Source organism: Pseudarthrobacter xylosi, from assembly GCF_055412765.1.
Map to the genome: position 1 here is coordinate 1 of NZ_JBVAYT010000017.1, position 22,582 is coordinate 22,582.

A 22,582-nucleotide genomic window follows, 5' to 3' on the forward strand; every position below is an offset into this window, starting at 1 on the left:
CGGTCGCGGTCCTCAAGCGTGCCGGCGCGGGGCGGATCACCGCCGTGGACGTCCATGCCAAGCCGTTGGAGATCGCCGCCGCGGTCGGCGCGGACCAGATCCTGCAGGCCGGGGACGCGGACGCGATCGCCGCGGTGCAGGCCGATGTGGTGATTGAGTCCTCGGGCAGCCACCACGGCCTGGCCTCAGCCATCAGCGGCGCGGCCCGGGGCGGGACGGTGGTTATGGTCGGGCTGCTGCCCACCGGACCGCAGCCGGTCCTGATCTCCCTGGCCATCACCCGGGAACTGGACCTGCGCGGCTCGTTCCGGTTCAANCGACGGCACCCTCCACATCAGCCCCGTCATCACCCACGAATACCCCCTCAGCCAAGGACTCGAGGCCTTCGAAACCGCCAAAAACTCCGCCGCATCAGGAAAAGTACTCCTCAACTTCACGCCCGCAAGCTGAGCACTCCGCCCGCGCCGCGTCTTTGGGCGCGAACGTACACTTGAGGCCCTGCTCCGTCGACGATTTGGGGCGCGAAGTGTACGTTCGCGCTTAGGCAGAGGGCGCGAAGTGTACGTTCGCGCTCAGCTCCGGCGGACCGGGATAAACACCCGGGGCTGGTCCGTCCACGTTCCGGACAGCCGGGAGGTGGTGCGGCGCATGATCTGTTCGGACGCGTCGCGGGCTGTGGCGGCGTCCCCGGCGGCGACCGCTTCTGCCAGGTCGACGTGCCACTGGAGTGCCCCCTCGTGGGGGTGGTCCGGCATCAGTCCGTGGACCGTGCGCCCCGTCAGGGTCTCCGCCACCTGCCCCATCAGGTTGGCGAACATTTCGTTGCCCGAGCCGGAGAGCAGGACCGAGTGAAAAGCGATGTCCAGCTCCAGGAATTTCGCCGCATCTCCGGAGTGGCCGGCATCGCGCAGGGCATGGGCAATGTCCACCAGTTCCCGCCGCAGCTGCGCCGGTGCATTGTTCGCTGCCAGCTCGGCAGCGGCGGGCTCGACGGCGGAACGCAGCTCGATCAGTGACCGCAGCTGGGCGCCGCGGGCGTCGCTGGACAGCCGCCAGCGGATGACCTGGGAATCGAAGGGATTCCAGCGGCTCGGCGGCAGCACCCGGATGCCCACCCGCTTGGTGGTTTCCACGAGGCCCAGGGACTGGAGAACCCGCACGGCCTCGCGGACCACGGACCGCGAAACCTTCAGTTCTTCCTCAAGGTGTTCGGCCAGCATGATGTGTCCGGTGGGCAGTTCGCCCGTGATGATCCGGGTGCCAAGGTTCTCAATGGCACGGTGGTGCAGGCTGGTCGACATGGACTCAAGCCTAAACTGGGATTGACTGGCCTCGTTCCACAAAGTGGGCACCGCTTCCCTCAAGCCGATTGAATATATATGCTTTATTAGAATCCATCGGTTCGTGACAGCGTGCTTCGCAGCGAACGCGGAGCCATCTGCACATCCATTGCACAACGAAATTGGAGTTTTGATGTCTGCACACATCGGTGTCACCGGCCTTGCGGTGATGGGCGCCAACCTGGCCCGCAACCTGGCCCGCAACGGCTTCACCGTTGCCCTGCACAACAGGTCTGTCGAAAAGACTGACGCGCTGCTGGCAAAGCACGGCACGGACGGCGACTTCGTCCGCACTGAAACGCTGCAGGAACTTGTTGATTCCCTGGAGAAGCCCCGCCGCGTCCTGATCATGGTCAAGGCCGGCAAGCCGGTCGACTCGGTCATCGAGCAGCTTGAACCCCTCCTGGAAGCCGGCGACATCATCATCGACGCCGGAAACTCCCATTACGAGGACACCCGCCGCCGCGAAGCAGCGCTGGCGAAGAAGGACCTGCACTTCGTAGGCATCGGCGTCTCCGGTGGTGAGGAAGGTGCCCTGAACGGCCCGTCCATCATGCCCGGTGGTTCCAAGGAGTCCTACGACGCCCTGGGCCCGCTGCTGGAAAAGATCGCCGCGCACGTCGACGGCAAGCCCTGTTGCGCATGGATCGGCACCGACGGCGCCGGCCACTTCGTCAAGATGGTCCACAACGGCATCGAATACGCCGACATGCAGGTCATCGGCGAAGCTTTCGACCTCCTCCGCTCCGGTGCCGGCATCGAGCCTGCTGACCAGGCCAAGATCTTCGAAGAGTGGAACAAGGGCGAGCTCGCCTCCTTCCTGATCGAAATCTCCGCCGAGGTCCTGGGCCACGTTGATACCCGCACCGGCAAGCCGTTCGTTGACGTTGTGGTGGATGCCGCAGGCCAGAAGGGCACCGGACGCTGGACGGTCATCTCGGCGCTGGAGCTGGGTTCCCCGACGTCGGGCATCGCCGAGTCCGTCTTCGCCCGCGCCCTCTCATCGCAGGCCGAGCAGCGCAAGATCGCCCAGGAACTGCTCGCCGGTGAGGAAATCGCCGTCGACGTTCCGGACACTTTTGTTGAGGACGTCCGCCAGGCGCTGTACGCCTCCAAGCTGGTCTCCTACGCCCAGGGCCTGGACATGCTGACCTCCGCAGCCAAGGAATACGGCTGGGACCTCAAGCTGGACGAGATCGCTTCGCTGTGGCGCGGCGGCTGCATCATCCGTGCAGAACTGCTCAAGGAAATCACCAAGGCCTACGCCGCCGAAGACAAGCCGGCCAACCTGCTGTTCGCCCCGGCGTTCACCAAGGCCATCGCCGAGGTCCTGCCGGCATGGCGCCGCGTGGTCTCCACCGCCGTCCAGCTCGGAATCCCCGTGCCGGTCTTCTCCTCTTCACTGGCCTACTACGACGGCCTGCGCCGCAAGCGCCTGCCGGCCGCAGTGATCCAGGGCCAGCGCGACCTCTTCGGCGCGCACACCTACGGCCGCGTCGACGCCGAGGGTACGTTCCACACCCTCTGGGGCGAGGACAAGTCCGAAATCGAAGCAGTGGACACGCACTAATCACCACGCTCTGATTGCATCAAGCTGCAAACCCTGCGGCCGGCACTTCCCGGATATTCTGGGAACTGCCGGCCGTTGGCGTTTCCGGCTGTTGTGGTGTCCGTCCATCCAAGGAGTCAGAATGCCCAAGCCAGTCGCATTAGTTACAGGAGCCTCCGCAGGTATCGGCTTCGAAGCGGCGAAGAAACTCAGCAGCCACGGGTTCATCGTCTATGCCGGCGCCCGGCGGGTGGACAGAATGGAGCCGCTGAAAGCCCTTGGCATCCAAGTCCTGGCGCTGGACGTGACCGAGGACGATTCGATGCGCGCCGCCGTCGGCCGTGTCTTGGAAGAGCGCGGACGGATAGACGTCCTGGTCAACAACGCCGGCTACGGGTCCTACGGCGCGCTGGAACAGGTGGACCTGGCCGAAGGCCGGCGCCAATTCGAGGTGAACGTCTTTGGCCTTGCCAGAATGACCCAGCTGGTCCTGCCGGCTATGCGGAGTGCGGGACGTGGCAGGATCATCAACATCTCGTCCATCGGCGCCAAATTCTATGAACCGCTCGGTGCTTGGTACCACGCCACGAAGTTCGCCGTTGAGGGCATGAGCGATGCACTGCGGCTGGAACTCAAGCCGCACGGAATCGATGTAGCCATCATCGAACCGGCAAGTACGCTCAGCGAATGGGGCCGGATTTCCGCTGACGGGCTGCTGGCCAGCAGCGGCGAGGGGCCGTATGCTGCCCAGGCACAGCACATGGCGGATGTCCTGGCATCCACCGGCAGGCCTGAAACGTCCACGCAGCCGGCAGTGATTGCTGCGGCTGTCCTGCACGCGGCCACGGCAGCACGTCCCCGGACCCGGTATCCGGTAGGCAGGGGCGCGGCGGCCATTCTGGGCCTTCGGCGGGTCCTGCCGGACCGGCTCTACGATGCGGTGGTCATGGCAGTCCTGAAGCGTGTTGCCGGGTAGGGCTGCAGCGAGGGATCAGATCCGGTATTCGATGTCGTACTCCGCCGGATCCACAGCGGGCTTGGTTTCGCGCTGGGCATCACGGTGCCGCCATTTGGCGGGCACTCCGGTAACAATCGATTCCGGCGGAGCGTCCTTGACCACCACGGCGTTGGCGCCCACGGCGCTGTCCCGGCCGATGGTGATGGGACCCAGGATCTTGGCTCCGGCACCGATGGTGACCCGGTCCTCAATGGTGGGGTGGCGCTTGACCTTGGCCAGGGAGCGGCCACCCAGCGTGACCCCGTGGTAGATCATCACGTCTTCGCCGATTTCGGCGGTCTCGCCGATGACCACACCCATGCCGTGGTCGATGAAGAAGCGCCGGCCGACCGTGGCGCCGGGATGGATCTCGATTCCGGTCAGGAAGCGGCCCAGCTGCGACACCAGCCGCGCAGGGAACCGCAGCCCCGGGGTTTGCCACATATGGTGCGTCAGCCGGTGGATCCAGATGGCGTGCAGCCCGGAATAGGCGAAAAAGTTCTCAAAAGAACCTCGAGCCGCCGGGTCGTGTGACCGGGCGGCGTCGAGGTCTTCCTTCAGTCTTGCGAAAAAGCCCACAAAGTTCTTTCTACAGGAAACGGGGCGACAACGGACTGATCAGCCGCGGATGTCGTCATAGAGCACGGTGGAGATGTAACGCTCGCCGAAGTCACAGACAACCGCCACGATCAGCTTGCCGGCATTCTCCGGGCGCTTGGCAAGTTCCAGGGCGCCCCAAACGATGGCGCCGGAGGAGATGCCACCGAGGATGCCTTCCTTGACGCCCAGTTCACGGGCGACTCGGACGGAGTCCTCCAGGGTGGCATCCAGGACTTCGTCGTAGACGTTGGTGTCCAGGATTTCCGGGATGAAGTTCGCGCCGATGCCCTGGATCTTGTGCGGGCCGGGAGCGCCGCCGTTCAGGATGGCGGAGTCCTTCGGTTCGATGGCAACAATCTGGACCTCAGGATTACGCTCCTTCAGGACCTGGCCGACGCCGGTGACGGTTCCGCCGGTGCCGATGCCGGCGACGAATATGTCCACCTTGCCGTCGGTGTCCGACCAGATTTCCTCGGCGGTGGTGGTGCGGTGGATCTCAGGGTTGGCCTCATTGGCGAACTGCTGGGCCCAGATGGAGTTCTCCGTGTTGGCCACAATTTCCTGGGCCTTTTCCACGGCGCCGCGCATGCCCTCGGAACCGGGGGTCAGGACAATCTCGGCACCGAAGGCCCGCAGCATAACGCGGCGCTCGGTGGACATGGTTTCGGGCATGGTCAGGATGACCTTGTAACCGCGGGCAGCGCCCACCATGGCCAGGGCGATGCCCGTGTTGCCGGAGGTGCCTTCGACGATGGTGCCGCCGGGCTTGAGGGCGCCGGACTTCTCGGCGGCGTCAACGATGGCCACGCCGATGCGGTCCTTGACGCTGTTGGCCGGGTTGTAGAACTCCAGCTTGACGGCCACAGTGGCGCCCAGGCCCTCGGTCAGCCGGTTCAGGCGGACCAGCGGAGTGCCGCCGACCAACTGCGTTACATCGTCATAGATCCGTGCCATGTAGATATGCCTATCTCTCAAGTGTGAATGCTGAGGTCAGCCTAACGATGGCTGAGCAGCCGCTGCTAAGCATTAAGCCACGCAGAGTAATATTTCCTGGCCTTGGCGAGCTTGGGGTTAATGATCACCTGACAGTAACCCTGCTCGGGATACTTGCCGTAATAGTCCTGATGGAAGTCCTCCGCCACATGGAATCGTGGCAGCCGGCTGACCTCGGTCACAATCGGGTGCGACCACAGCGCCTGGTTCCGCTCAATGGCTTCCTCGAAGAGAATCTTCTCCTCGGTGGTCTCATAGAACATTGACGAGCGGTATTGCGTGCCCACGTCGTAGCCCTGGCGGTTGAGCGTGGTGGGGTCATGCAGAGCGAAGAACATGTCCAGGATGACCTCGGCCGGGATGACCGACTCGTCAAAAGTGACCGCCACGACCTCAGCGTGGCCCGTGGTCCCGCCGCAGACGGAGTAGTAGTCCGGCTGTGGGTCGTGGCCGCCCGTGTAACCGGAAATCACCGACGTGACGCCCTTCGTTATTTGATAGACAGCGTCAAGGCACCAAAAGCAGCCCCCGCCAAGAACAAAAGTTTTCATGACCTCTTCAATGGTTGAGCGCGCCGGATGATTCCCTGACCACCCTACGAGAGTTTGAAAGATGCGGGGCAAACCGCCCGATGGGGTAAAACTGAGACTATGGAACCTGCAGACATCGGCGTCAGAGATGCGGACAAGCACGACGACGGCACCCTGACAGGGGAGGGCGCTGCAGCGGCTGGTCCGGTCGCTCCCACGCTGGGGCAGGTGCTTCTGGCGGTCGAGGAGCTCTGGCCCGAGTCGCTGGCCGAAAACTGGGACGAAGTGGGGCTGGTGGCCGGGCACCCGTCAGCGCCCGTTACCAGGGTGATGTTCGCCGTCGATCCCACGCTTGCGGTGATCGAGGAAGCCGTGGAATGGGGTGCCGGGCTCCTGATCACCCACCACCCGTTGCTCCTCAAAGGCGTCACGTCCGTGGCGGCCACCACCGCCAAAGGACAGGCCATCCACCGCCTCATCGAGTCTGGAACCGCACTGCTGACCGTCCATACCAACGGCGATTCCGCCGTCGGGGGCGTTTCCGACGTCCTGGCCGATGCACTGGGACTCGAAGGCGTTGTCCCGCTGACGGTCGCCGCGAACGGACTGCCCGAGGAAGGCATCGGACGCGTGGGTGATCTGGCGGACGTGATGAGCCTCGGCGATTTCGCTGCCCGGGTGTTCGGCATCCTGCCATCGGTGGCTGGCGGAGTCCGTGTGTCCGGGGACAAGGACGGGCTGGTGCGGCGCATTGCTGTATGCGGGGGCGCGGGGGATTCGCTGTTCAACGAGGTGCGGGCCAACAATGCCGACGTCTACGTCACCGCCGACCTCCGCCACCATCCGGCGTCCGAAGCCCGTGAAGCGGCAGTGAACGGCCGGCCGTACTTGATTGACGTGTCGCACTTTGCCAGCGAATGGCTGTGGCTGCCCGCTGCGGCGTCGGCGTTGGGCAATGTGCTCGCCGATCAGGGCCACGACGTCGAGATCCAGGTAAGCACCACCAACAGCGATCCGTGGGACTTCATTCTGACTCCGGGCTAAGCCTGGCGTCCGAGAGGCCCCGGGCGAGCGTGCGAGGCAAGGGAGCAGGCCAGGCGCTAGAGTCTATAGAGCGCCGATACGGTGCCCGGCTTCGGCCGGATTGGATTTAGCGGAGGTAAATAGTGGCCAAGGCAGCACCGGCGGAACAGTTGAAGTTGCTCGAACTGCAGGGCCTGGACGCAAAGCTCAGGTCCCTGTCCAACCGCCGCCGCGCCCTGGAAACCGATCCCCGGATCGAGGACCTGCAATCGGCTCTGTCCGTCGCCAACGGTGAACTCGGCTCCGCCAAGATGGCCGTCCACGATGCTGAAGCCGAGTTGAAGCGCGCCGAGGCCGACGTCGAACAGGTGGCCTCCCGCATCGAACGCGACGAAGCGCGGCTCAACAGCGGGACGGGGCTGTCAAAGGACCTTGTGGCCCTGCAGAAGGACATCGCTTCCCTCAACAAGCGCCGCTCCGACCTTGAAGACGTGGAGCTGGAAGTCCTGGAACGCCTGGATTCGCTGCGCGAGCGTCAGGTTGCCCAGCAGCTCATCGTGGACAACGTCCAGGGCTCCTTCGGCGGCATCCGCGCCGAACTCGATGAGTCACTGGCCGAAGTGGCCGCTGAAGCGACCATTGTCCGCGGCAAGCGCGCCGAATTCGCTGAGGGACTTGATGCCGGGATGCTGGCCGTCTACGAAAAGACGCTGGCAAAGCGGGGAGTAGGCGCCGCCCGGTTGTTCCACGGAACCTCTGAGGCCTCCGGAATGAAGCTGAGCCCCGGGGACCTCGCCGAGATCAAGGCCGCCTCCGAGGATGACATTGTGTTCTGCCCGGATTCGGGTGCCATCCTGGTGCGCTCAGCCGAGTGGAACACGCCCGCCCCAGCTGCCTAGCATCCCAAGTAGGTCGCAGCAGATGTCGTTATGGGCGCCCATAAGGACATCTGCTGTTACCTAGTTGGGCAGGATGATGTTCAGGGCATGGGGTTTCCGCGCTGAACCATCGACCAGCTCGGCGTCCCATTTTTCGCGCGTGGCCTTCAGCAGCTGCCCCGGGGTCTGCGGGGCGTTGCCGCGCCGGGCCAGCAGGTGCCGCGCCAGCTCGCCGCGGGTGTGCTTGGCGAAGTGGCTGACCACCTTGCGCACGCCGTTGACCTCCGTAAAAACATTGACGGCCACCGTCTGAGTCGCCGGCGGCGCCCACGCGGCGGCATAGGTGCTGGAGCGGCAGTCCACGAGCAGATGCCCAGAGACCGACTCCACGAGGGCCGCCGAAATCTGAGGCTTCCAGAACGAGGCGAGGCGGCCGACGTCGGGCAGTGCCGTTCCCATCGACAGCCGGTAGGCGGGCACACTGTCCGCGAAGCGGATGGCGCCCCAAAGTGCCGAGATCACCAGCACCGATGCATCGGCCTTCCGCCGCTGCGCCGGCGTCAGGGTCTTGTAGCCGAGGGCGTCGTACAGAACGCCGGAATAGATCTGGTGAGCCGGGGCCGCCGGTTCGGCGTGGAGCCGGGTGTTGCGTTCGACGTCGTCCTGCAGCGATGCGCCGACGCCCAGCAGCGCGAGGGCATCCTCATGTGCGCTGACCGTCCCCAGCGCCTCCAGGACTTTGGCCCGGTAGGCGTTGAGTTCGGGAAAGCTCAGTGACGGCCAGTCGACGGCGGACCCGCGGACCGCGGGGGTCTTGCCTTCGGACGGGGGAAGCAGAATCAGCACCGTACGATCCTACCGGCGACGGCGTCACCTCCCACCGGCGGTAGACTTGGCTGCGGATGGGTTGACTAGGCGGCCGCGCGTCACGCAAGTGGCTCGAGGAACGTCCGGGCTCCGCAGGGCAGGGTGGTGGGTAACGCCCACTCGGGGTAACCCGCAGGCCAGTGCCACAGAGAACAGACCGCCTGCGTCTTCCGGCAACGGAAGCTCAGCAGGTAAGGGTGAAACGGTGGTGTAAGAGACCACCAGCTTCCCGGGTGACCGGGAAGGCTAGGTAAACCCCACCCGGAGCAAGGCCAGACAGGACACGTTTGAGGGCTGCCCGCCCGAGTGTCCGGGTAGGCCGCTGGAGGGCGTCGGCAACGGCGTCCGTAGATGGATGGCCGCTACTCCCGCGCTGGTAACGGCACGGGAGCACAGAACCCGGCGTATCGGTCAACCCATCCAACACCCCCGCCGGGCACGGACCAGCCCCGCATGTGAGTGATTTCACGCTGGTTGCGGCGGTCCGCGGGTCTGCTCCAGCCTAGAATGGAGAGCGAACGTAGAAGTTCTGCCGCCGGGTCTGCGTTCGCAGCCGGTGGCTTTTCTTTACGCTTCTCCACGGCACCCGGGATGGACCGCATCCTGCCGGTGCCAGAGCCCCTGGACAACATCAGGTGGCCGCCAACCGCGTACGAGGACGTACGCGGCTGAACCGAGGAAGGTAGTTCTGTGAGCCAGACGTCAGATTCTTGTCTTGATACGTGGATGGGCCGGGAGGCTCTCGCCGAGGCCATGATTCCGGTGATTGGCCGGCTGTACCGCGAAAACAATGTGGTGACCAGCATTCACGGCCGCAGCCTGATCAACAAGTCCACCATGAACATCCTCAAGGCGCACCGTTTCGCCCGCCGTATGAGCAACACCGAGCTCCTGCTCGAAGAAACCGCACCGCTGCTGAATATCCTGGCGCAGCTGGAGCTGGGCGCGGCGGCCATCGACGTCGCCCGCCTGGCGGAGAAGTTCAAGGCAGAAGGCGACGGCGCCACCCTGGAAGAGTTCCTCCGCGCCGAGCTTGCCGAGGTAGTTGGCAAGCGTGGTGGCGATGACCGCACCAGCACCGACGTCGTACTGTACGGCTTTGGCCGGATCGGCCGCCTGCTGGCGCGCCTCCTCATTGAAAAGGCAGGCGGAGGCCACGGCCTGCGCCTGCGCGCCATCGTGGTGCGCCGCGGCTCGGACAAGGATCTCACCAAGCGTGCCAGCCTCCTACGCCGCGACTCGGTCCACGGCTCCTTTGAGGGAACCATCCGCGTGGACGAGGACGCTAACACCATCACCGCGAACGGTGTCCAGGTCCAGGTCATCTACTCGGACAACCCCGCCACGATCGACTACACCGCCTACGGCATCAACAATGCCCTGGTGGTGGACAACACGGGCCGCTGGCGCGACGCTGAGGGCCTGTCCCAGCACCTGCAGAGCAAGGGCGTTGCACGCGTTCTCCTGACTGCTCCGGGTAAGGGCGCGCTGAAGAACATCGTTCACGGCATTAACCACGGCAGCATTGAGGACACGGACCAGATCGTCTCGGCGGCGTCCTGCACCACCAACGCCATCACTCCGGTCCTGAAGGCGATCAACGACAAATTCGGCGTGATCCACGGGCACGTGGAAACTGTCCACTCCTTCACCAACGACCAGAACCTGATCGATAACTTCCACAAGGGCGACCGTCGCGGCCGCTCCGCCGCGCTGAACATGGTCATCACGGAAACCGGTGCGGCTACTGCTGTGGCGAAGGCGCTGCCCGAGCTGCTGGGCAAGCTCACGGGAAGTTCCATCCGTGTCCCCACTCCGGACGTTTCGCTGGCCATCCTGAACCTCAGCCTGGAAAACGGCACCACCAAGGATGAGGTGAATGATTACCTCCGCCAGATGTCCCTGCATTCGGACCTCCGCAAGCAGATTGACTACATCGATTCGCCCGAGGTTGTTTCCACGGACTTTGTTGGCTCCCGCCGTGCCGGCATCGTTGACGGCCTCGCCACGATCTCCAACGACAAGAACCTGATTCTTTACGTCTGGTACGACAACGAGTTCGGCTACAGCTGCCAGGTAGTCCGGGTTATGGAAGAAATGGCCGGCGTCAACCCGCCGGCGTTCCCCGCCAAGGAAGCCGCTGCCGCCTTGGCGGCCATCGCCGTCTAGGCCGTTTGCCGGGCCGGCCACCCGACATTCCCGGCTGGTTGCTGGAATCAGCCGGGAATCGGGACCACACTGGTGACATGGATAACGAAACTCTGCACGAGACCACCCTTGAACACGCCCTCGACGTCGCCAAGGCCAACCATAAAGAAGCCATCCGGCTCCTGGAACAGGCGCGCGCGTTTCGGGCTTCCGGCGATGTCGGCGACGACCGGGTGCGGCAGCTCGAAGGTCTCCTCCAGGTTGCCGAAGAAGACCTGCACCGTGTAGCCCGGGAGCAATAGCGCGCCCCAGCGGTAGGCGGCCTACCCGGGCCACTCTTCCTCCCCATTGTGGATAACCGTTTCGGTGTCAGTGGGGTGACCTAGGCTCGTCTGGTGCAGGACATTTCCGGAAGAGCTGGTTACCCATGACCGTCAGCTGGCGCGCCTACCGCGTTGCCCGCCGCCGCTCGAGGCAGGCCTGGGCCCTGCTGGCGGTGCTGGCCTTGTCAGCCGTGGGCTCTGCGCTTTGGTTTTTCACCGCAGGCCAGTTCGCAGCGGCAGAACCAGCAATCGCAGGGCCCAGCGAGGCGCCTGTTTTCGACGGGACCTGGATGAATCCGGTGGTCCCGGTTCGCGCTGTACCGCAGGGGAGTGCGGTGGCCGCTCTCGACGGGCTGCCCGTCAAAGGCCGGGCTCCCAAGGACAATTACCAGCGGGAGGCCTTCGGGCAGGCCTGGCTGGACGTGGACCGGAACGGCTGCGACACCCGCAATGACATCCTCCGCAGGGACCTGACCGCTGTGGGCTTCGCAGAGGGCTCCAAATGCAGGGTAGCCTCGGGTGCCATCCAGGAGCCGTACACGGGGGCAATCGTGGAGTTCCGGCGTGGCCCGGAAAGCAGCAAGGAAATCCAGATCGATCATGTCGTGGCGCTCGGTGACGCGTGGCAGAAAGGCGCACAGGGGCTGACGCCGCAGCAGCGCCAGAGCCTGGCCAACGATCCGCTGAACCTCATCGCCGCAGATGGTCCCGCCAACCAGCAGAAGAGCGCAAGCGACGCCGCCACCTGGCTGCCGAAGAACAAGAACATTCGCTGCCATTACGTTGCACGCCAGATCTCGGTGAAGGCGTCCTATCAGCTGTGGGTCACGCAGCCGGAGAAAGATGCGATGAAGCGGGTCCTGGACTCCTGCCCGGGCCAGCCAACCATCAGCGCCCGGTAGTGTGCCGGCTCAGTGGCCGAACGGGTCCGGATCCACGCCGGGCATCCAGGTCAGCCCTGGTACGCCCCAGCCGCTCTTCTTGGCCAGTTTCATGGCCTTCCGTGCATATCGGTCCATCAAGCGGTTGACGTAAAGTTTTCCGTCGAGGTGGTCGTACTCGTGCTGGATCACCCGGGCGAACCATCCGGTCGCTTCGAACTCAACGGGCTGCCCGTAGCCGTCAAAGCCTTCCACCCGCGCCCACTCCGCACGCTTGAGCGGGAAGCCGCCGCCGGGGAAGGAGAGGCAGCCCTCTTCCTCTTCCTCGGGGTCCGGCAGTGCGCCGGAGATCTTGGACAGGGTCAGCACCGGGTTCACCAGGACTCCGACGGGCGGGGCGCCGTCTTCATTGGCGTACTTGTAAACGAAAATTCTTTCGCCAACACCAACCTGCGGCGCCGCCAGGCCCACCCCGTTGGCAGCATCGTTGGTTTCAAACATGTCCGCGATCAGGGTGCGCAGATCGTCGTCGAACACCTCCACCTCGGCGGCGCGGCGGTGCAGCACCGGTTCTCCCCAGACGGTGATTGGCAGAACTGTCATCTCAGGCGGCCCTTCGTGCGTGCGGCGTGACGCCGGCGTTATGCAAAAAAATGGAGGCCGTACCGGATATCCGGTACGGCCTCCAACTGGACGGCTGTTACTGCCGCCCTCTGAGGGTGAGCTACGGGGGTTGAACCCGCGACCTCCTGGACCACAACCAGGCGCTCTGCCAACTGAGCTAAGCCCACCATGCGCCCGCAGATTCCCGATGATCAGGTGCTCTGGAAAGGCAACTCAAATAGCTTACCTGCTGTTTGAGGGTGCTTGCGCCACTTTTGGGGTTTTTGCGAAAATTTCCACCAAACGTGGTGCAGATTACTCTTCCGGGGTCTCTGCCGTTCCGGGCGTGGCAGTGATGCGCCGGGCGACTTCGCGGGCCGTGGCGCTGTCAGGGCCGGGAGCCGGAACAAAAACCGCCTCGCGGTAGTAGCGGAGCTCGTCGATGGAATCCTGGATGTCCCCCAGGGCACGGTGGCCACCCTTTTTGGCGGGGGACTGGAAGTACGCCCGGGCGAACCAGCGGCGGGAGAGTTCCTTGATGGTGCTCACGTCGATTACGCGGTAGTGGAGGTGCTCCACGACGGCCGGCATGTCGCGGGAGAGGAAGACGCGGTCTGTCCCTACGGAGTTTCCGCCCAGCGGTGCCTTGCGCGGGTCCGGCACCCACTTTTCGATGTATTCCATCACGGCGGCTTCGGCCTCTGCCATGGTCTTGCCGTGCGGCAATTCCTTAAGCAGCCCGGACCGGGTGTGCATGTCCCTGACGAAATCGTTCATCTGGGCGAGGGCAGCTTCCTCGGGCTTGATCACCACGTCCACACCGTCGCCAAGAATGTTGAGCTCTGAGTCCGTCACCAGCGCCGCCACCTCGATCAAGGCGTCGTTTTTGATGTCCAGGCCGGTCATTTCGCAGTCGATCCAGACGATGCGTTCGTTAGATATAGGCACCGGAACAGCCTACCGTTTAGCTCCGGCGCAACCGTCCGATGCTAGGATTTCGGGTACATGGGGGCGAGGATTTTGCCGCTGTGCTGTGCCCGCGCGGCCCGGGCGGCCATTGCCGCCCGCGGGGTTGACGCGCCGAGTGTAAAAGATTGGACGATCCTGAGATGACGGCGCCTGTGCCTGCAACGGGGGAGATGGCCGCCAGTGTGATCCCGGAGCCAGTTGCGGCGGAAGTTGATAACGCCAGGTCCCCCATCCTTGCCGGTCTTGTTGGCTCGGTCCTTATGGTGTTCGGATCCCTCGGCGTCGGCTGGCTGGCCCCCGTTTCTGAACTCCGCCGGGTACCGATCTTCATCTGGATGCGCACCGAGGCCATCGGCGTTGCCCTGGCCATCGTGCTGGTTGCGGTTGGCGGGATGCTCCTGGTCCGTTCCTGGCTGAGGCTTGGCCAGCGGGTGCGCGTGTGGGGGCCGGCGGCGCGAAAGGCAACTCTGCAGGCCATCGCGGCATGGGGCCTGCCGTTGATGTTCACCGTCCCGCTTTTCAGCCGCGACGTGTATGCCTACATTGGTCAGGGCCGGCTGATGGTGGAGGGGTTTAACCCCTACGAAAACGGCATCTCGGCACTGTCCAACTATTTCCAGCTTGGCGCCGACAAGCAGTGGACTGAAGCTCCCGTTCCGTACGGCCAGCTGTTCCTGTGGATTGAGCAGTTTGTGGTCTGGTCCACCAACGTCCAGCCCGAGGCCAGCGTGATGCTTTTCAGGCTCGTTGCGCTGTTCGGCGTGCTCCTCTGCGTCATCTATGTGCCCAAACTGGCCGAACTTCACGGCGTCAACCCGCACCGCGCACTGTGGCTCACCGCCGCCAACCCCCTGTTCCTCACCAACTTCATCGCCAGCGTCCACAACGATGCCCTGATGATCGGGTTGGCCCTCGCCGGACTGTATTACGCGGCCACCAGGCGCGTGGTGCTGGGCATAGTCCTCGTCACCCTTTCCATCGCCGTCAAGCCCATCACCATCGTTTTCCTGCCGTTCATCGGCCTGATCTGGGCAGGCAAGAACGCCGGCTGGCCGCGGAAATTCCTGTTCTGGGGACTGACCGGAGGGCTGAGCCTGGCCATTCTGTATGGCCTGAGCCTGGTCAATGGTTTCGGCTTCGGCTGGATCAACGGGCTGTCCGCCCCCGGCAGCCTCTTCATCTGGTACGCGCCGGTGGGCCTGGTGGGGCTCGTGATCGCTTCCGTTTCGAATGCCTTCGGCCTCGACGGGTGGACGCTCGCAGGCTGGGTGTTCGACGCCGGCAAACTACTTGCCGTAGGCGTCGTCGCCTTCCAGATCTTCAAGGGTGAGCATAACCGCCTGATTCGCCGCCTCACCTTGGGCTTTGCGGCCATTGTAGTGCTGGCTCCGATGATCCAGTCCTGGTATGTGGTGTGGCTCATTCCGCTGTTTGCGGTGACAGGCATCCGCAACGACTGGCAGGTCAAGGCCCTGTATTTCATCGTGTCGTTCTTCATGATCTACGCCATTTCCGACCAGCTGGAGGTATTTCCCTACCTCCAGACGGAGGACCTGGGACTTGCCCTCGTCCTGGCCCGCTTCGCGGCCGCGATAACGGGCCTGCTGTTTGCCATGTACCTGATCTTCATGGATCCGGACACGAAACGGCTTTTCCGGAAGTCGGCCGAACCGGTGACCGAACGCCCCGTCATCTAGTCTCCGCGGGCTAGTCTCCGCGGGCGCCGTTATCCGGCGCCGGTGACCCCCGGCGTCCTGCCCTGTTCCAGATGCCGCATGGCTTCCTTGCGGGAAAGCGGACTCAAATGGGTTCCCCTTTCCAGAACAAAATTCCGCACCCACTCCGGGTCCGTTTTGGCGTATTCACGAAGTGCCCAGCCAATGGCCTTCCTGATGAAGAACTCCGGGTCTGCCAGGTTCGGCTCGATCACCGCCCTCAACAAATCCTGATCCGTGCGGCCCTTGGCTTTCAACTGCGAGGTGATGGCCGACCGCCTGATCCAGAAGTCCTGGTCGGTGCTCCAGGACAGCAGCAGTTCGGTCATCTTGCGCGGGTGGGCCTGCAGAAGCCCGCCGATACGGTGCGACACCCCGTCCACGAAGTCCCACCAGGCGCCGGTGCGGATGATCTCCTCATAGACGGGGAGCATCAGCTGGTCACGGGCCACCAGCCGGAGGCCGGTCAGGTCAATGGCCGCATAGCGTTCCTCGCGTATCGTGGAGCCGCGCCACAGCTCAAGCACCGTGGCCCTCAGCTGGCCCGCCGACGTAAAGGGATGGGCGGCGGCAGCGGCCAGCGTCATGCGCCTGACCTCCGGGACCCGGACGCCCAGCGAAGGCAGGGCGGACTTCATGTACGCCTGCGCTCCGGCTCCCGCACCGGGTCCGTCCGCTCCCGCAGCGCCGCGCGGACAGTGTCCAGCAACTCGCGGTTCGGAGTCTCCGTGGCAGGAGCCTTCGTGTCCAATGGTTCCTTGTCCGGCGATTCCCCATGCGGCGGTAATCCGTTCATGGGTGCAACTGTAGCGAGGCGCCGGCGACGTGGATGCCGTCCGCTCCGTCCCCAGCGGGACGGCTCTAGAGTGGAACGAGACAAACTGCACGTTCTCTTGGGCCGTGCCACCCGACGTCGGAGGTTCGCTGCATGTCCATGATCAAGACTCCCGAGCAGATTGCCCTGATGCGCGAAGCCGGGCGGGTGGTGGCCATGACGCTGGCGGCGGTGCGGGAGGCGGCCGGGGTGGGCGTCACCCTGCGTGACCTCGATGCGCTGGCCGCCGAGACGATTGCCGCGGCCGGAGCCACGCCGGCCTTCCTGGGCTACCACCCGCGCTGGGCCTCAGTTCCGTTTCCCGGTGTGATCTGCACCAGCGTGAATGACGCCGTGGTCCATGGGATCCCCGGCGGATACACACTCCAGGACGGTGACCTGCTCAGTGTGGATTGCGGGGCCTTCCTGGACGGTTGGTGCGGCGATGCGGCCATCAGCTTCATCGTGGGAACACCTGATCCCGTGGACCAGGCCCTCATCGATGCCACGGACGCCGCCCTGGCACGCGGGATTGAGGCGGCCCGGATCGGCAACAAAATGGGCGATCTTGCCTACGCAATCGGCGGCGCCGCGCGGCGGGCTGGCTACGGTCTGTTGGCTGACCACGGCGGCCATGGCATCGGCCGCACCATGCACGCCGAACCGCCTGTACCTAACGACGGCAGGCCGGGTCGGGGGATCAAGCTCACCGAGGGGCTGGTCATCGCCATCGAACCCATGCTGATCCTTGGGCGCAAGGACGATTACTACCACGACGACGACGAATGGACGCTGCGATCAGCCAACGGCCGCCGGGCTGCCCACAGCGAGCATACGGTTGCCATCACGGCTGATGGCCCGGTGATCCTCACCCTTCCGTAACTGCCGATGGTTCAGGCAGACAGTTCAGCCGGGACTGCGGTCCATCCCATCCTGCCCAGCCAGGCCGCACACAGGGATGTCCATTGGTCCGGTCCTGGCAGTTCCCGGGCCAGTCCGAGGCCATGGCGGCCCTGCGGAAAAACGTGGAGTTCCGCCGGCACACCGGCGCGGATCAACGCTCCCGCGTAGGAGAGACTGTGGCGGACGGGTACCGCCGCATCATCGGCGGTGTGCCACACAAAAGCCGGCGGTGTGGTGGCGGTGACCTGGAGATCTGGAGACAGTGCCCGGAGCAGCTCGTCCGACGGTGATTCGCCCGCCAAGTTGTCCACTGACCCCTGATGGACCGCGTCCGTGAAGGATACAACCGGATAGCACAGAACCGTCAGGTCCGGAACGGCAGCCACGACATCCAGGGAGGGATTTCCGGTGGCGACCGCCGTCGACAGCGATGCCGCAAGGTGGCCGCCGGCTGAGAATCCGAGGACGCCCACCCGCGTGTTGTCCACCGCAAGGCCAAGGGCGCCCTCTCGGATCGCCAGAATGGCCTCCTTGCCGTCCTCCAGGGGCGCCGGGTGGCGGTGCGGGGCGACACTGTACCGCAGCACATAGGCATGGATCCCCAGCGCGGCGAACCACTCGGCAACCGGCTCTGACTCGTGGTCGGCCTGTCCTGCATACCCTCCACCAGGAAGGACCAGAACCGCTGGGCGCGAACCTGGATTGCCACGGGCAGGCACGGCAGTCAATGAACCCGGGAGCATTCTCAGGCCACCGACTCAACGCTGCCCGGCTGGACAGGTTCCGTGCTGCGCCGCAGCGTGACCTGGCCGGTTATCGGAGAAGATCCGGCGTCGCCGTCGGCCGTTCCCGCCGCGCTGCGGGCGGCTTGCCGGCCAATTTCCTCCAGGGGAAGGTGCACCGTGGAGAGGGCCGGGCGGAAATCGCGCAGGGTCTCAATATCGTCGAAACCGGCGACAGTGGCGTCGCGCGGAATCCGCAGTCCCTGGGAGCGCAGCGCGGCGGCGGCCCCGATGGCCATAACGTCGTTGACGGCAAAGATGCAGAGCCTTGTTGCCCTGCCCCCGGACTGCGACGCGGTGATCCGGGCAGCCAGGGCGAGCCCGGCCTCGAAGCCGCCGGCACGGTTGAAGTCCGTGCGGATGACGTCCGCGGCTGGCAGGCCCGCGTCGGCCAGGCCACGCTGGAACCCTCGGATCCGGTCGTCGGACGTAAACAGCCCTTCCGGGCCGCTGATGATGACGAAGTCTTCTGCCTGCGACGCGGCCAGCTCGGTGGCGAGCTGCGCGGCCAACTCCTCATTGGGCACACTCACCACGTGGTAGCCGTCGGCTGCCGTGGCGCCCACAATCCCGTGGCCGATCACGCCCACGTGGCCGCCGTTGCGGCAGTAGCGGTCCAGTTCCGCAGCGAGTTCAGCGTTGCCGTCCCGGTCCTCGACGCGGGATGTCCGCGATCCTGCGATCACGATGGAATCGGCGCGGCGTGCCGCGAAGGCAGCCACGGCTTCCTTCTCGCTTTCCGGAGCGCCCTCGGTGGTGGCCAGCAGCACCATCTTGTGCTGTTCCCTCGCGGCTTCCTGAACGCCGCGGGCTATGGCGGCAAAGTACGGATCGGCGATGTCGTGCACGATCAGCCCGATCAACCCGGAGCTGGACTTCGCCAGTCCCTGCGCCTGCGCGTTGGGAATGTAGCCGAGCGATTCGGCGGCCTGCCGCACGCGGTCCGCAATGTCCTTGCCGGGTATCCGGGCGGAGCCGTTCAGCACGCGGGAGGCGGTGGCCGGCGAAACGCCCGCCAACCGGGCCACCTCGGTGAGGGTACTTGCAGCCACAGCTTCTCCTGTTCGTACGGATTTTCAGCGCGAAAGGCACCGCCTTCAGTATGGCAGTTTGGAGATACCCAGGGAAAGCGCTTGCCAATATGCGTTGACCGGTGCATGATGGATGCAGTGGGAATGCGCTTTCCCAATTCATCTTGAGTAACACCGCTCACTCACCGTGGAGGACACATGGGCTTCGAAACAAAGACGATCCGTATCGCCATGAACGGCATTACCGGCCGGATGGGTTATCGCCAGCACCTGCTGCGTTCCATCCTCCCCATCCGTGACGCGGGGGGATTCACGCTGGAGGACGGAACCAAGGTCCAGGTGGAGCCGATCCTGGTGGGCCGCAATGAAGCCAAGATCCGCGAGCTGGCCGAGCTGCACAAGGTGGCCGAATGGACCACGGACCTGGATTCGGTGATCAACGATCCTTCGGTGGACATCATCTTCGATGCCTCGATGACCAGCCTCCGTGCCGCCACCCTGAAGAAGGCAATGCTGGCCGGCAAGCACATCTTCACCGAGAAGCCCACCGCCGAAACCCTCGAAGAAGCTATCGAACTGGCACGCATCGGCAAGGAAGCCGGAGTCACGGCTGGCGTTGTGCACGACAAGCTTTACCTCCCCGGCCTGGTAAAGCTCCGCCGACTCGTAGACGAAGGTTTCTTCGGCCGCATCCTCTCCATCCGCGGCGAATTCGGCTACTGGGTCTTCGAAGGCGACGTCCAGGCAGCCCAGCGGCCGTCCTGGAACTACCGCAAGGAAGATGGCGGCGGCATGACCACGGACATGTTCTGCCACTGGAACTACGTACTCGAAGGCATCATCGGCAAGGTCAAGAGCGTCAACGCCAAGACCGCCACCCACATCCCGGTCCGCTGGGACGAGGCCGGCAAGGAATATAAGGCCACTGCCGACGACGCCTCGTACGGCATCTTCGAACTCGAGACCCCGGCCGGCGAGCCTGTCACCGGCCAGATCAACTCCTCCTGGGCCGTCCGCGTCTACCGCGACGAGCTTGTGGAATTCCAGATCGATGGCACGCACGGCTCCGCCGTTGCCGGTTTGAACAAGTGCGTTGCCCAGCAGCGCGCCCACACCCCCAAGCCGGTCTGGAACCCGGACCTGCCTGTCACGGAATCCTTCCGCGACCAGTGGCAAGAAGTTCCCGCCAACGCCGAACTGGACAACGGATTCAAGCTGCAGTGGGAAGAATTCCTGCGCGATGTTGTGGCTGGCCGCGAACACCGCTTCGGCCTGCTCTCCGCCGCCCGCGGCGTGCAGCTCGCCGAGCTGGGCTTGCAGTCCAACGACGAACGCCGCACCATCGACATCCCCGAGATCACGCTCTGATGACTTCCCTGATTCTTCCCACGCACGACGGCGGCACCCGCGAGTACCGCCTCCAGGGCGGCGTGTCGTGGGCCCGCCCCACCGCCCCGCTCACGTCGCGGCGTGCCTACGCCGCTGCGCACGTCATTCCCGAGGTCCTGGCGGACAACACCCCCGGGGCCCCGGCCACCCTCGACTGGGACGCCACCATGGCGTACCGGCATGAACTCTGGTCCTACGGCCTGGGCGTTGCGGACGCCATGGACACCGCCCAGCGCGGAATGGGACTTGACTGGGCCGCAACCCAGCAGCTCATCAAACGCACCGGAGTGGAAGCGGCTTCGGTGGTCTCCGCCGGAAATGCCGCCACCGCCGGCAAGACTGTCCGCGACCTCGTCTCCTGCGGCGCCGGCACAGACCAGCTGGACCTTGCCACCCTGCCCACGGGCAACGCGGGTCTTGCCGCCGTCCTGGACGCCTACCGCGAGCAGATCGCCGTCGTCAGCGAAGCCGGACCCAAGATCATCCTGATGGCCTCACGGGCGCTGGCCCGCGTGGCCGCCGGTCCGGACGATTACCTGCACGTTTACTCCACGTTGCTGCAGGAAGTGGACCAGCCCGTCATCCTGCACTGGCTCGGGACCATGTTCGATCCCGCGCTGGCCGGTTACTGGGGTTCGGACGACGTCGCTGCCGCAACCGAGACGTTCCTGTCCCTGATCCGGGAGCACGCGGACAAGGTGGATGGCGTGAAGGTCTCCCTGCTGGACGCTTCCCACGAAGTTGCCCTGCGCGCTGCCCTTCCGGACGGCGTCCGCCTCTACACCGGCGACGACTTCAACTACCCGGAACTGATCGACGGCGACGGCAGCCACCACTCGGACGCGCTGCTGGGCATCTTCGCCGCGATCTACCCGGCGGCTTCGGTTGCGCTGCAGAACTACGACGCCGGTAAAGCTGCGGAAGCGCGTGCCATCCTGGACTCCACCCGCGAGCTCGGCAAGCACATCTTCAGCGCCCCCACGTTCTACTACAAGACCGGGATCGCTTTTATGTCCTGGCTCAACGGCAAGCAGCCCGGCTTCCAGATGGTGGGCGGCCTGCACTCCGGCCGCTCCGTGGTGCACCTGGCCAAGACGTTCGAGCTGGCAGACCAGGCCGGACTGCTGAAGGATCCGGCACTTGCCGCGTTCCGGATGTCCGACTACCTGCGCATCAACGGAGTGGGAGTATGAGCGACTTCTCGCGCCTGGCGATCAACAGCGCCACCACCAAGAAATGGACCCTCGCGCAGGTCGTCGAAGGCTGCGTCAACGCCGGCATCCCGTCGATCGGCCCCTGGCGCGACCGCGTTGAGGAAGCAGGGCTGGACAAAGCCGCGAAGCTGATCAAGGACGCCGGCCTCCGGGTCTCCTCGCTCTGCCGCGGCGGTTTCCTGACAGCGGCCGACGCCGAAGGCCAGGCCGCAGCACTCGCGGACAACCGCGCGGCGATCCTCGAAGCCGCGGCGCTGGACACCCGGGAACTCTTCCTGGTGGTCGGCGGACTGGCGCCGGGGGAGAAGGACGTGGTGGCTGCCCGCCAGCGCGTCGCCGACCGCCTCGCCGACCTTGTCCCGTTCGCCTCCGAGAACGGGATCCGGCTGGTGCTCGAACCCCTGCACCCGATGTACGCCGCTGACCGTGCCCTGATCTCCACCCTGGGACAGGCCCTGGACCTCGCAGCCCCGTTCGACACGAAGGATATTGGCGTCGCCGTCGACACCTTCCACGTCTGGTGGGATCCGGAGCTCAAGGCGCAGATTGAACGCGCTGGCCGCGAGGACCGGATCGCCTCCTACCAGGTGTGTGACTTCAACATGCCCATCGCCGCGGATCCGCTGCTGTCGCGCGGATACATGGGCGACGGCGTCATTGACTTCGCCACCATCGGCACCTGGGTCCGCGACGCCGGGTACACCGGCGACATCGAAGTCGAAATCTTCAATCAGGAGATCTGGGACACGGATGGCCATATCGTCCTTTCCACGGTCAAGGAGCGCTTCGCGGAACTCGTCCTGCCGTACGCCTGAGCAGCGGCAATTTCACTCCAGTCACACAATGAAAAACACCCCGGTCTGCTGACCGGGGTGTTTTTTGCTGACCGGCGCATCCGTCAAGGACGTGCCAACTCATCATCATTTTGTGCCCCAGGAGGTGTCTAGTTTCACGACATAGTTCACACGTGAGTCGGGACATCGTTCACAGTTGACACTTCACCGGTGAGTCGGGACATCGTTCACACAGTCAT

At 64.7% G+C, this 22,582-nt stretch carries 21 protein-coding genes, 1 tRNA gene, 1 other RNA gene and 2 pseudogenes; 14 read left to right on the plus strand and 11 right to left on the minus strand.

Annotated features, from left to right (window positions below; genetic code table 11):
- Positions 1 to 450 (plus strand): annotated as a pseudogene (locus tag ACZY1F_RS20845) (zinc-binding dehydrogenase); the annotation flags it as partial.
- 122 nt (positions 451 to 572) lie between these two features.
- On the opposite strand, the gene ACZY1F_RS20850 reads toward ACZY1F_RS20845, so the two are convergent.
- The gene (locus tag ACZY1F_RS20850; RefSeq protein WP_463944337.1) at positions 573 to 1,301 is read right to left on the minus strand and encodes a FadR/GntR family transcriptional regulator; all 729 of its coding nucleotides are present in this window, start codon (positions 1,299 to 1,301) and stop codon (positions 573 to 575) included.
- A gap of 172 nt (positions 1,302 to 1,473) precedes the next feature.
- On the opposite strand from ACZY1F_RS20850, the gene gnd reads away from it, so the two are divergent.
- Positions 1,474 to 2,910, plus strand: coding sequence for an NADP-dependent phosphogluconate dehydrogenase (gnd, locus tag ACZY1F_RS20855; RefSeq protein WP_463944338.1), 1,437 nt, complete (start codon positions 1,474 to 1,476; stop codon positions 2,908 to 2,910).
- 121 nt (positions 2,911 to 3,031) lie between these two features.
- Positions 3,032 to 3,865 (plus strand): oxidoreductase, encoded by an 834-nt coding sequence (locus tag ACZY1F_RS20860; RefSeq protein ID WP_463944339.1) that lies wholly within the window; start codon positions 3,032 to 3,034, stop codon positions 3,863 to 3,865.
- Positions 3,866 to 3,880: 15 nt separating this feature from the next.
- On the opposite strand, the gene epsC is transcribed toward ACZY1F_RS20860, so the two are convergent.
- From epsC to msrA, 3 genes are all read right to left on the minus strand, one after another.
- Entirely contained in the window at positions 3,881 to 4,465 is a 585-nt protein-coding gene (gene epsC, locus ACZY1F_RS20865) for a serine O-acetyltransferase EpsC (protein ID WP_463914930.1), read from the minus strand.
- Between the two features lie 39 nt (positions 4,466 to 4,504).
- Entirely contained in the window at positions 4,505 to 5,440 is a 936-nt protein-coding gene (gene cysK / locus ACZY1F_RS20870) for a cysteine synthase A (protein WP_185263766.1), read from the minus strand.
- 65 nt (positions 5,441 to 5,505) lie between these two features.
- Entirely contained in the window at positions 5,506 to 6,030 is a 525-nt protein-coding gene (gene msrA, locus ACZY1F_RS20875) for a peptide-methionine (S)-S-oxide reductase MsrA (protein ID WP_463914929.1), read from the minus strand.
- A 99-nt stretch (positions 6,031 to 6,129) separates the two neighbouring features.
- Between msrA and ACZY1F_RS20880 the strand changes: the two genes are divergently transcribed.
- Positions 6,130 to 7,053, plus strand: coding sequence for a Nif3-like dinuclear metal center hexameric protein (locus ACZY1F_RS20880; protein ID WP_463944340.1), 924 nt, complete (start codon positions 6,130 to 6,132; stop codon positions 7,051 to 7,053).
- A 122-nt stretch (positions 7,054 to 7,175) separates the two neighbouring features.
- Positions 7,176 to 7,931, plus strand: a complete 756-nt coding sequence (locus tag ACZY1F_RS20885; RefSeq protein ID WP_463944341.1) for a zinc ribbon domain-containing protein — start codon at positions 7,176 to 7,178, stop codon at positions 7,929 to 7,931.
- A 60-nt stretch (positions 7,932 to 7,991) separates the two neighbouring features.
- On the opposite strand, the gene ACZY1F_RS20890 is transcribed toward ACZY1F_RS20885, so the two are convergent.
- Positions 7,992 to 8,756 (minus strand): YaaA family protein, encoded by a 765-nt coding sequence (locus ACZY1F_RS20890; RefSeq protein WP_463944342.1) that lies wholly within the window; start codon positions 8,754 to 8,756, stop codon positions 7,992 to 7,994.
- Between the two features lie 57 nt (positions 8,757 to 8,813).
- On the opposite strand from ACZY1F_RS20890, the gene rnpB reads away from it, so the two are divergent.
- From rnpB to ACZY1F_RS20910, 4 genes are all read left to right on the plus strand, one after another.
- Positions 8,814 to 9,200: RNase P RNA component class A (gene rnpB, locus ACZY1F_RS20895), an RNA gene on the plus strand.
- A 267-nt stretch (positions 9,201 to 9,467) separates the two neighbouring features.
- Positions 9,468 to 10,946, plus strand: coding sequence for a glyceraldehyde-3-phosphate dehydrogenase (locus ACZY1F_RS20900; protein WP_463944343.1), 1,479 nt, complete (start codon positions 9,468 to 9,470; stop codon positions 10,944 to 10,946).
- 77 nt (positions 10,947 to 11,023) lie between these two features.
- Complete coding sequence (locus ACZY1F_RS20905; protein ID WP_463944344.1) at positions 11,024 to 11,227, plus strand: hypothetical protein; 204 nt, start codon at positions 11,024 to 11,026, stop codon at positions 11,225 to 11,227.
- 125 nt (positions 11,228 to 11,352) lie between these two features.
- Positions 11,353 to 12,150, plus strand: a complete 798-nt coding sequence (locus ACZY1F_RS20910) for an HNH endonuclease family protein (RefSeq protein ID WP_463944345.1) — start codon at positions 11,353 to 11,355, stop codon at positions 12,148 to 12,150.
- 9 nt (positions 12,151 to 12,159) lie between these two features.
- Here ACZY1F_RS20910 and def read toward each other — a convergent pair whose 3' ends face one another.
- The 3 genes from def to orn form a co-directional block, all read right to left on the minus strand.
- Complete coding sequence (def, locus tag ACZY1F_RS20915) at positions 12,160 to 12,732, minus strand: peptide deformylase (protein ID WP_463944346.1); 573 nt, start codon at positions 12,730 to 12,732, stop codon at positions 12,160 to 12,162.
- 115 nt (positions 12,733 to 12,847) lie between these two features.
- Positions 12,848 to 12,920: transfer RNA gene (locus ACZY1F_RS20920), tRNA-His, on the minus strand.
- A 127-nt stretch (positions 12,921 to 13,047) separates the two neighbouring features.
- A complete protein-coding gene (gene orn, locus ACZY1F_RS20925) occupies positions 13,048 to 13,680 on the minus strand; it encodes an oligoribonuclease (RefSeq protein ID WP_463944347.1) in 633 nt (210 codons plus the stop codon).
- Positions 13,681 to 13,841: 161 nt separating this feature from the next.
- Here orn and mptB point away from each other — a divergent pair, with 161 nt between their 5' ends.
- Positions 13,842 to 15,398 (plus strand): polyprenol phosphomannose-dependent alpha 1,6 mannosyltransferase MptB, encoded by a 1,557-nt coding sequence (mptB, locus tag ACZY1F_RS20930; protein WP_463944348.1) that lies wholly within the window; start codon positions 13,842 to 13,844, stop codon positions 15,396 to 15,398.
- A 29-nt stretch (positions 15,399 to 15,427) separates the two neighbouring features.
- On the opposite strand, the pseudogene ACZY1F_RS20935 reads toward mptB, so the two are convergent.
- Positions 15,428 to 16,167: pseudogene (locus ACZY1F_RS20935) on the minus strand (DNA alkylation repair protein).
- Between the two features lie 177 nt (positions 16,168 to 16,344).
- Between ACZY1F_RS20935 and map the strand changes: the two are divergent.
- A complete protein-coding gene (map, locus tag ACZY1F_RS20940) occupies positions 16,345 to 17,112 on the plus strand; it encodes a type I methionyl aminopeptidase (protein ID WP_463944349.1) in 768 nt (255 codons plus the stop codon).
- 11 nt (positions 17,113 to 17,123) lie between these two features.
- Here the strand turns inward: map and ACZY1F_RS20945 are convergent, their stop codons facing one another.
- Together ACZY1F_RS20945 and ACZY1F_RS20950 are read right to left on the minus strand one after the other, a co-directional pair.
- Entirely contained in the window at positions 17,124 to 17,876 is a 753-nt protein-coding gene (locus ACZY1F_RS20945) for an alpha/beta hydrolase (protein WP_463944350.1), read from the minus strand.
- 2 nt (positions 17,877 to 17,878) lie between these two features.
- The gene (locus tag ACZY1F_RS20950) at positions 17,879 to 18,967 is read right to left on the minus strand and encodes a LacI family DNA-binding transcriptional regulator (RefSeq protein ID WP_463944351.1); all 1,089 of its coding nucleotides are present in this window, start codon (positions 18,965 to 18,967) and stop codon (positions 17,879 to 17,881) included.
- Between the two features lie 177 nt (positions 18,968 to 19,144).
- Here ACZY1F_RS20950 and ACZY1F_RS20955 point away from each other — a divergent pair, with 177 nt between their 5' ends.
- From ACZY1F_RS20955 to ACZY1F_RS20965, 3 genes are read left to right on the plus strand one after another with little or no spacing between them, the layout of a single operon-like run.
- Complete coding sequence (locus tag ACZY1F_RS20955) at positions 19,145 to 20,314, plus strand: Gfo/Idh/MocA family protein (protein WP_463944352.1); 1,170 nt, start codon at positions 19,145 to 19,147, stop codon at positions 20,312 to 20,314.
- Positions 20,314 to 21,528 carry a dihydrodipicolinate synthase family protein gene (locus ACZY1F_RS20960; protein ID WP_463944353.1) on the plus strand — a complete coding sequence of 405 codons (1,215 nt, stop codon included), beginning with the start codon at positions 20,314 to 20,316 and terminating at the stop codon, positions 21,526 to 21,528. Before ACZY1F_RS20955 ends, ACZY1F_RS20960 begins: the two co-directional genes overlap by 1 nt.
- Complete coding sequence (locus ACZY1F_RS20965) at positions 21,525 to 22,364, plus strand: sugar phosphate isomerase/epimerase family protein (RefSeq protein WP_463944354.1); 840 nt, start codon at positions 21,525 to 21,527, stop codon at positions 22,362 to 22,364. Before ACZY1F_RS20960 ends, ACZY1F_RS20965 begins: the two co-directional genes overlap by 4 nt.
- Positions 22,365 to 22,582: the final 218 nt, after the last annotated feature.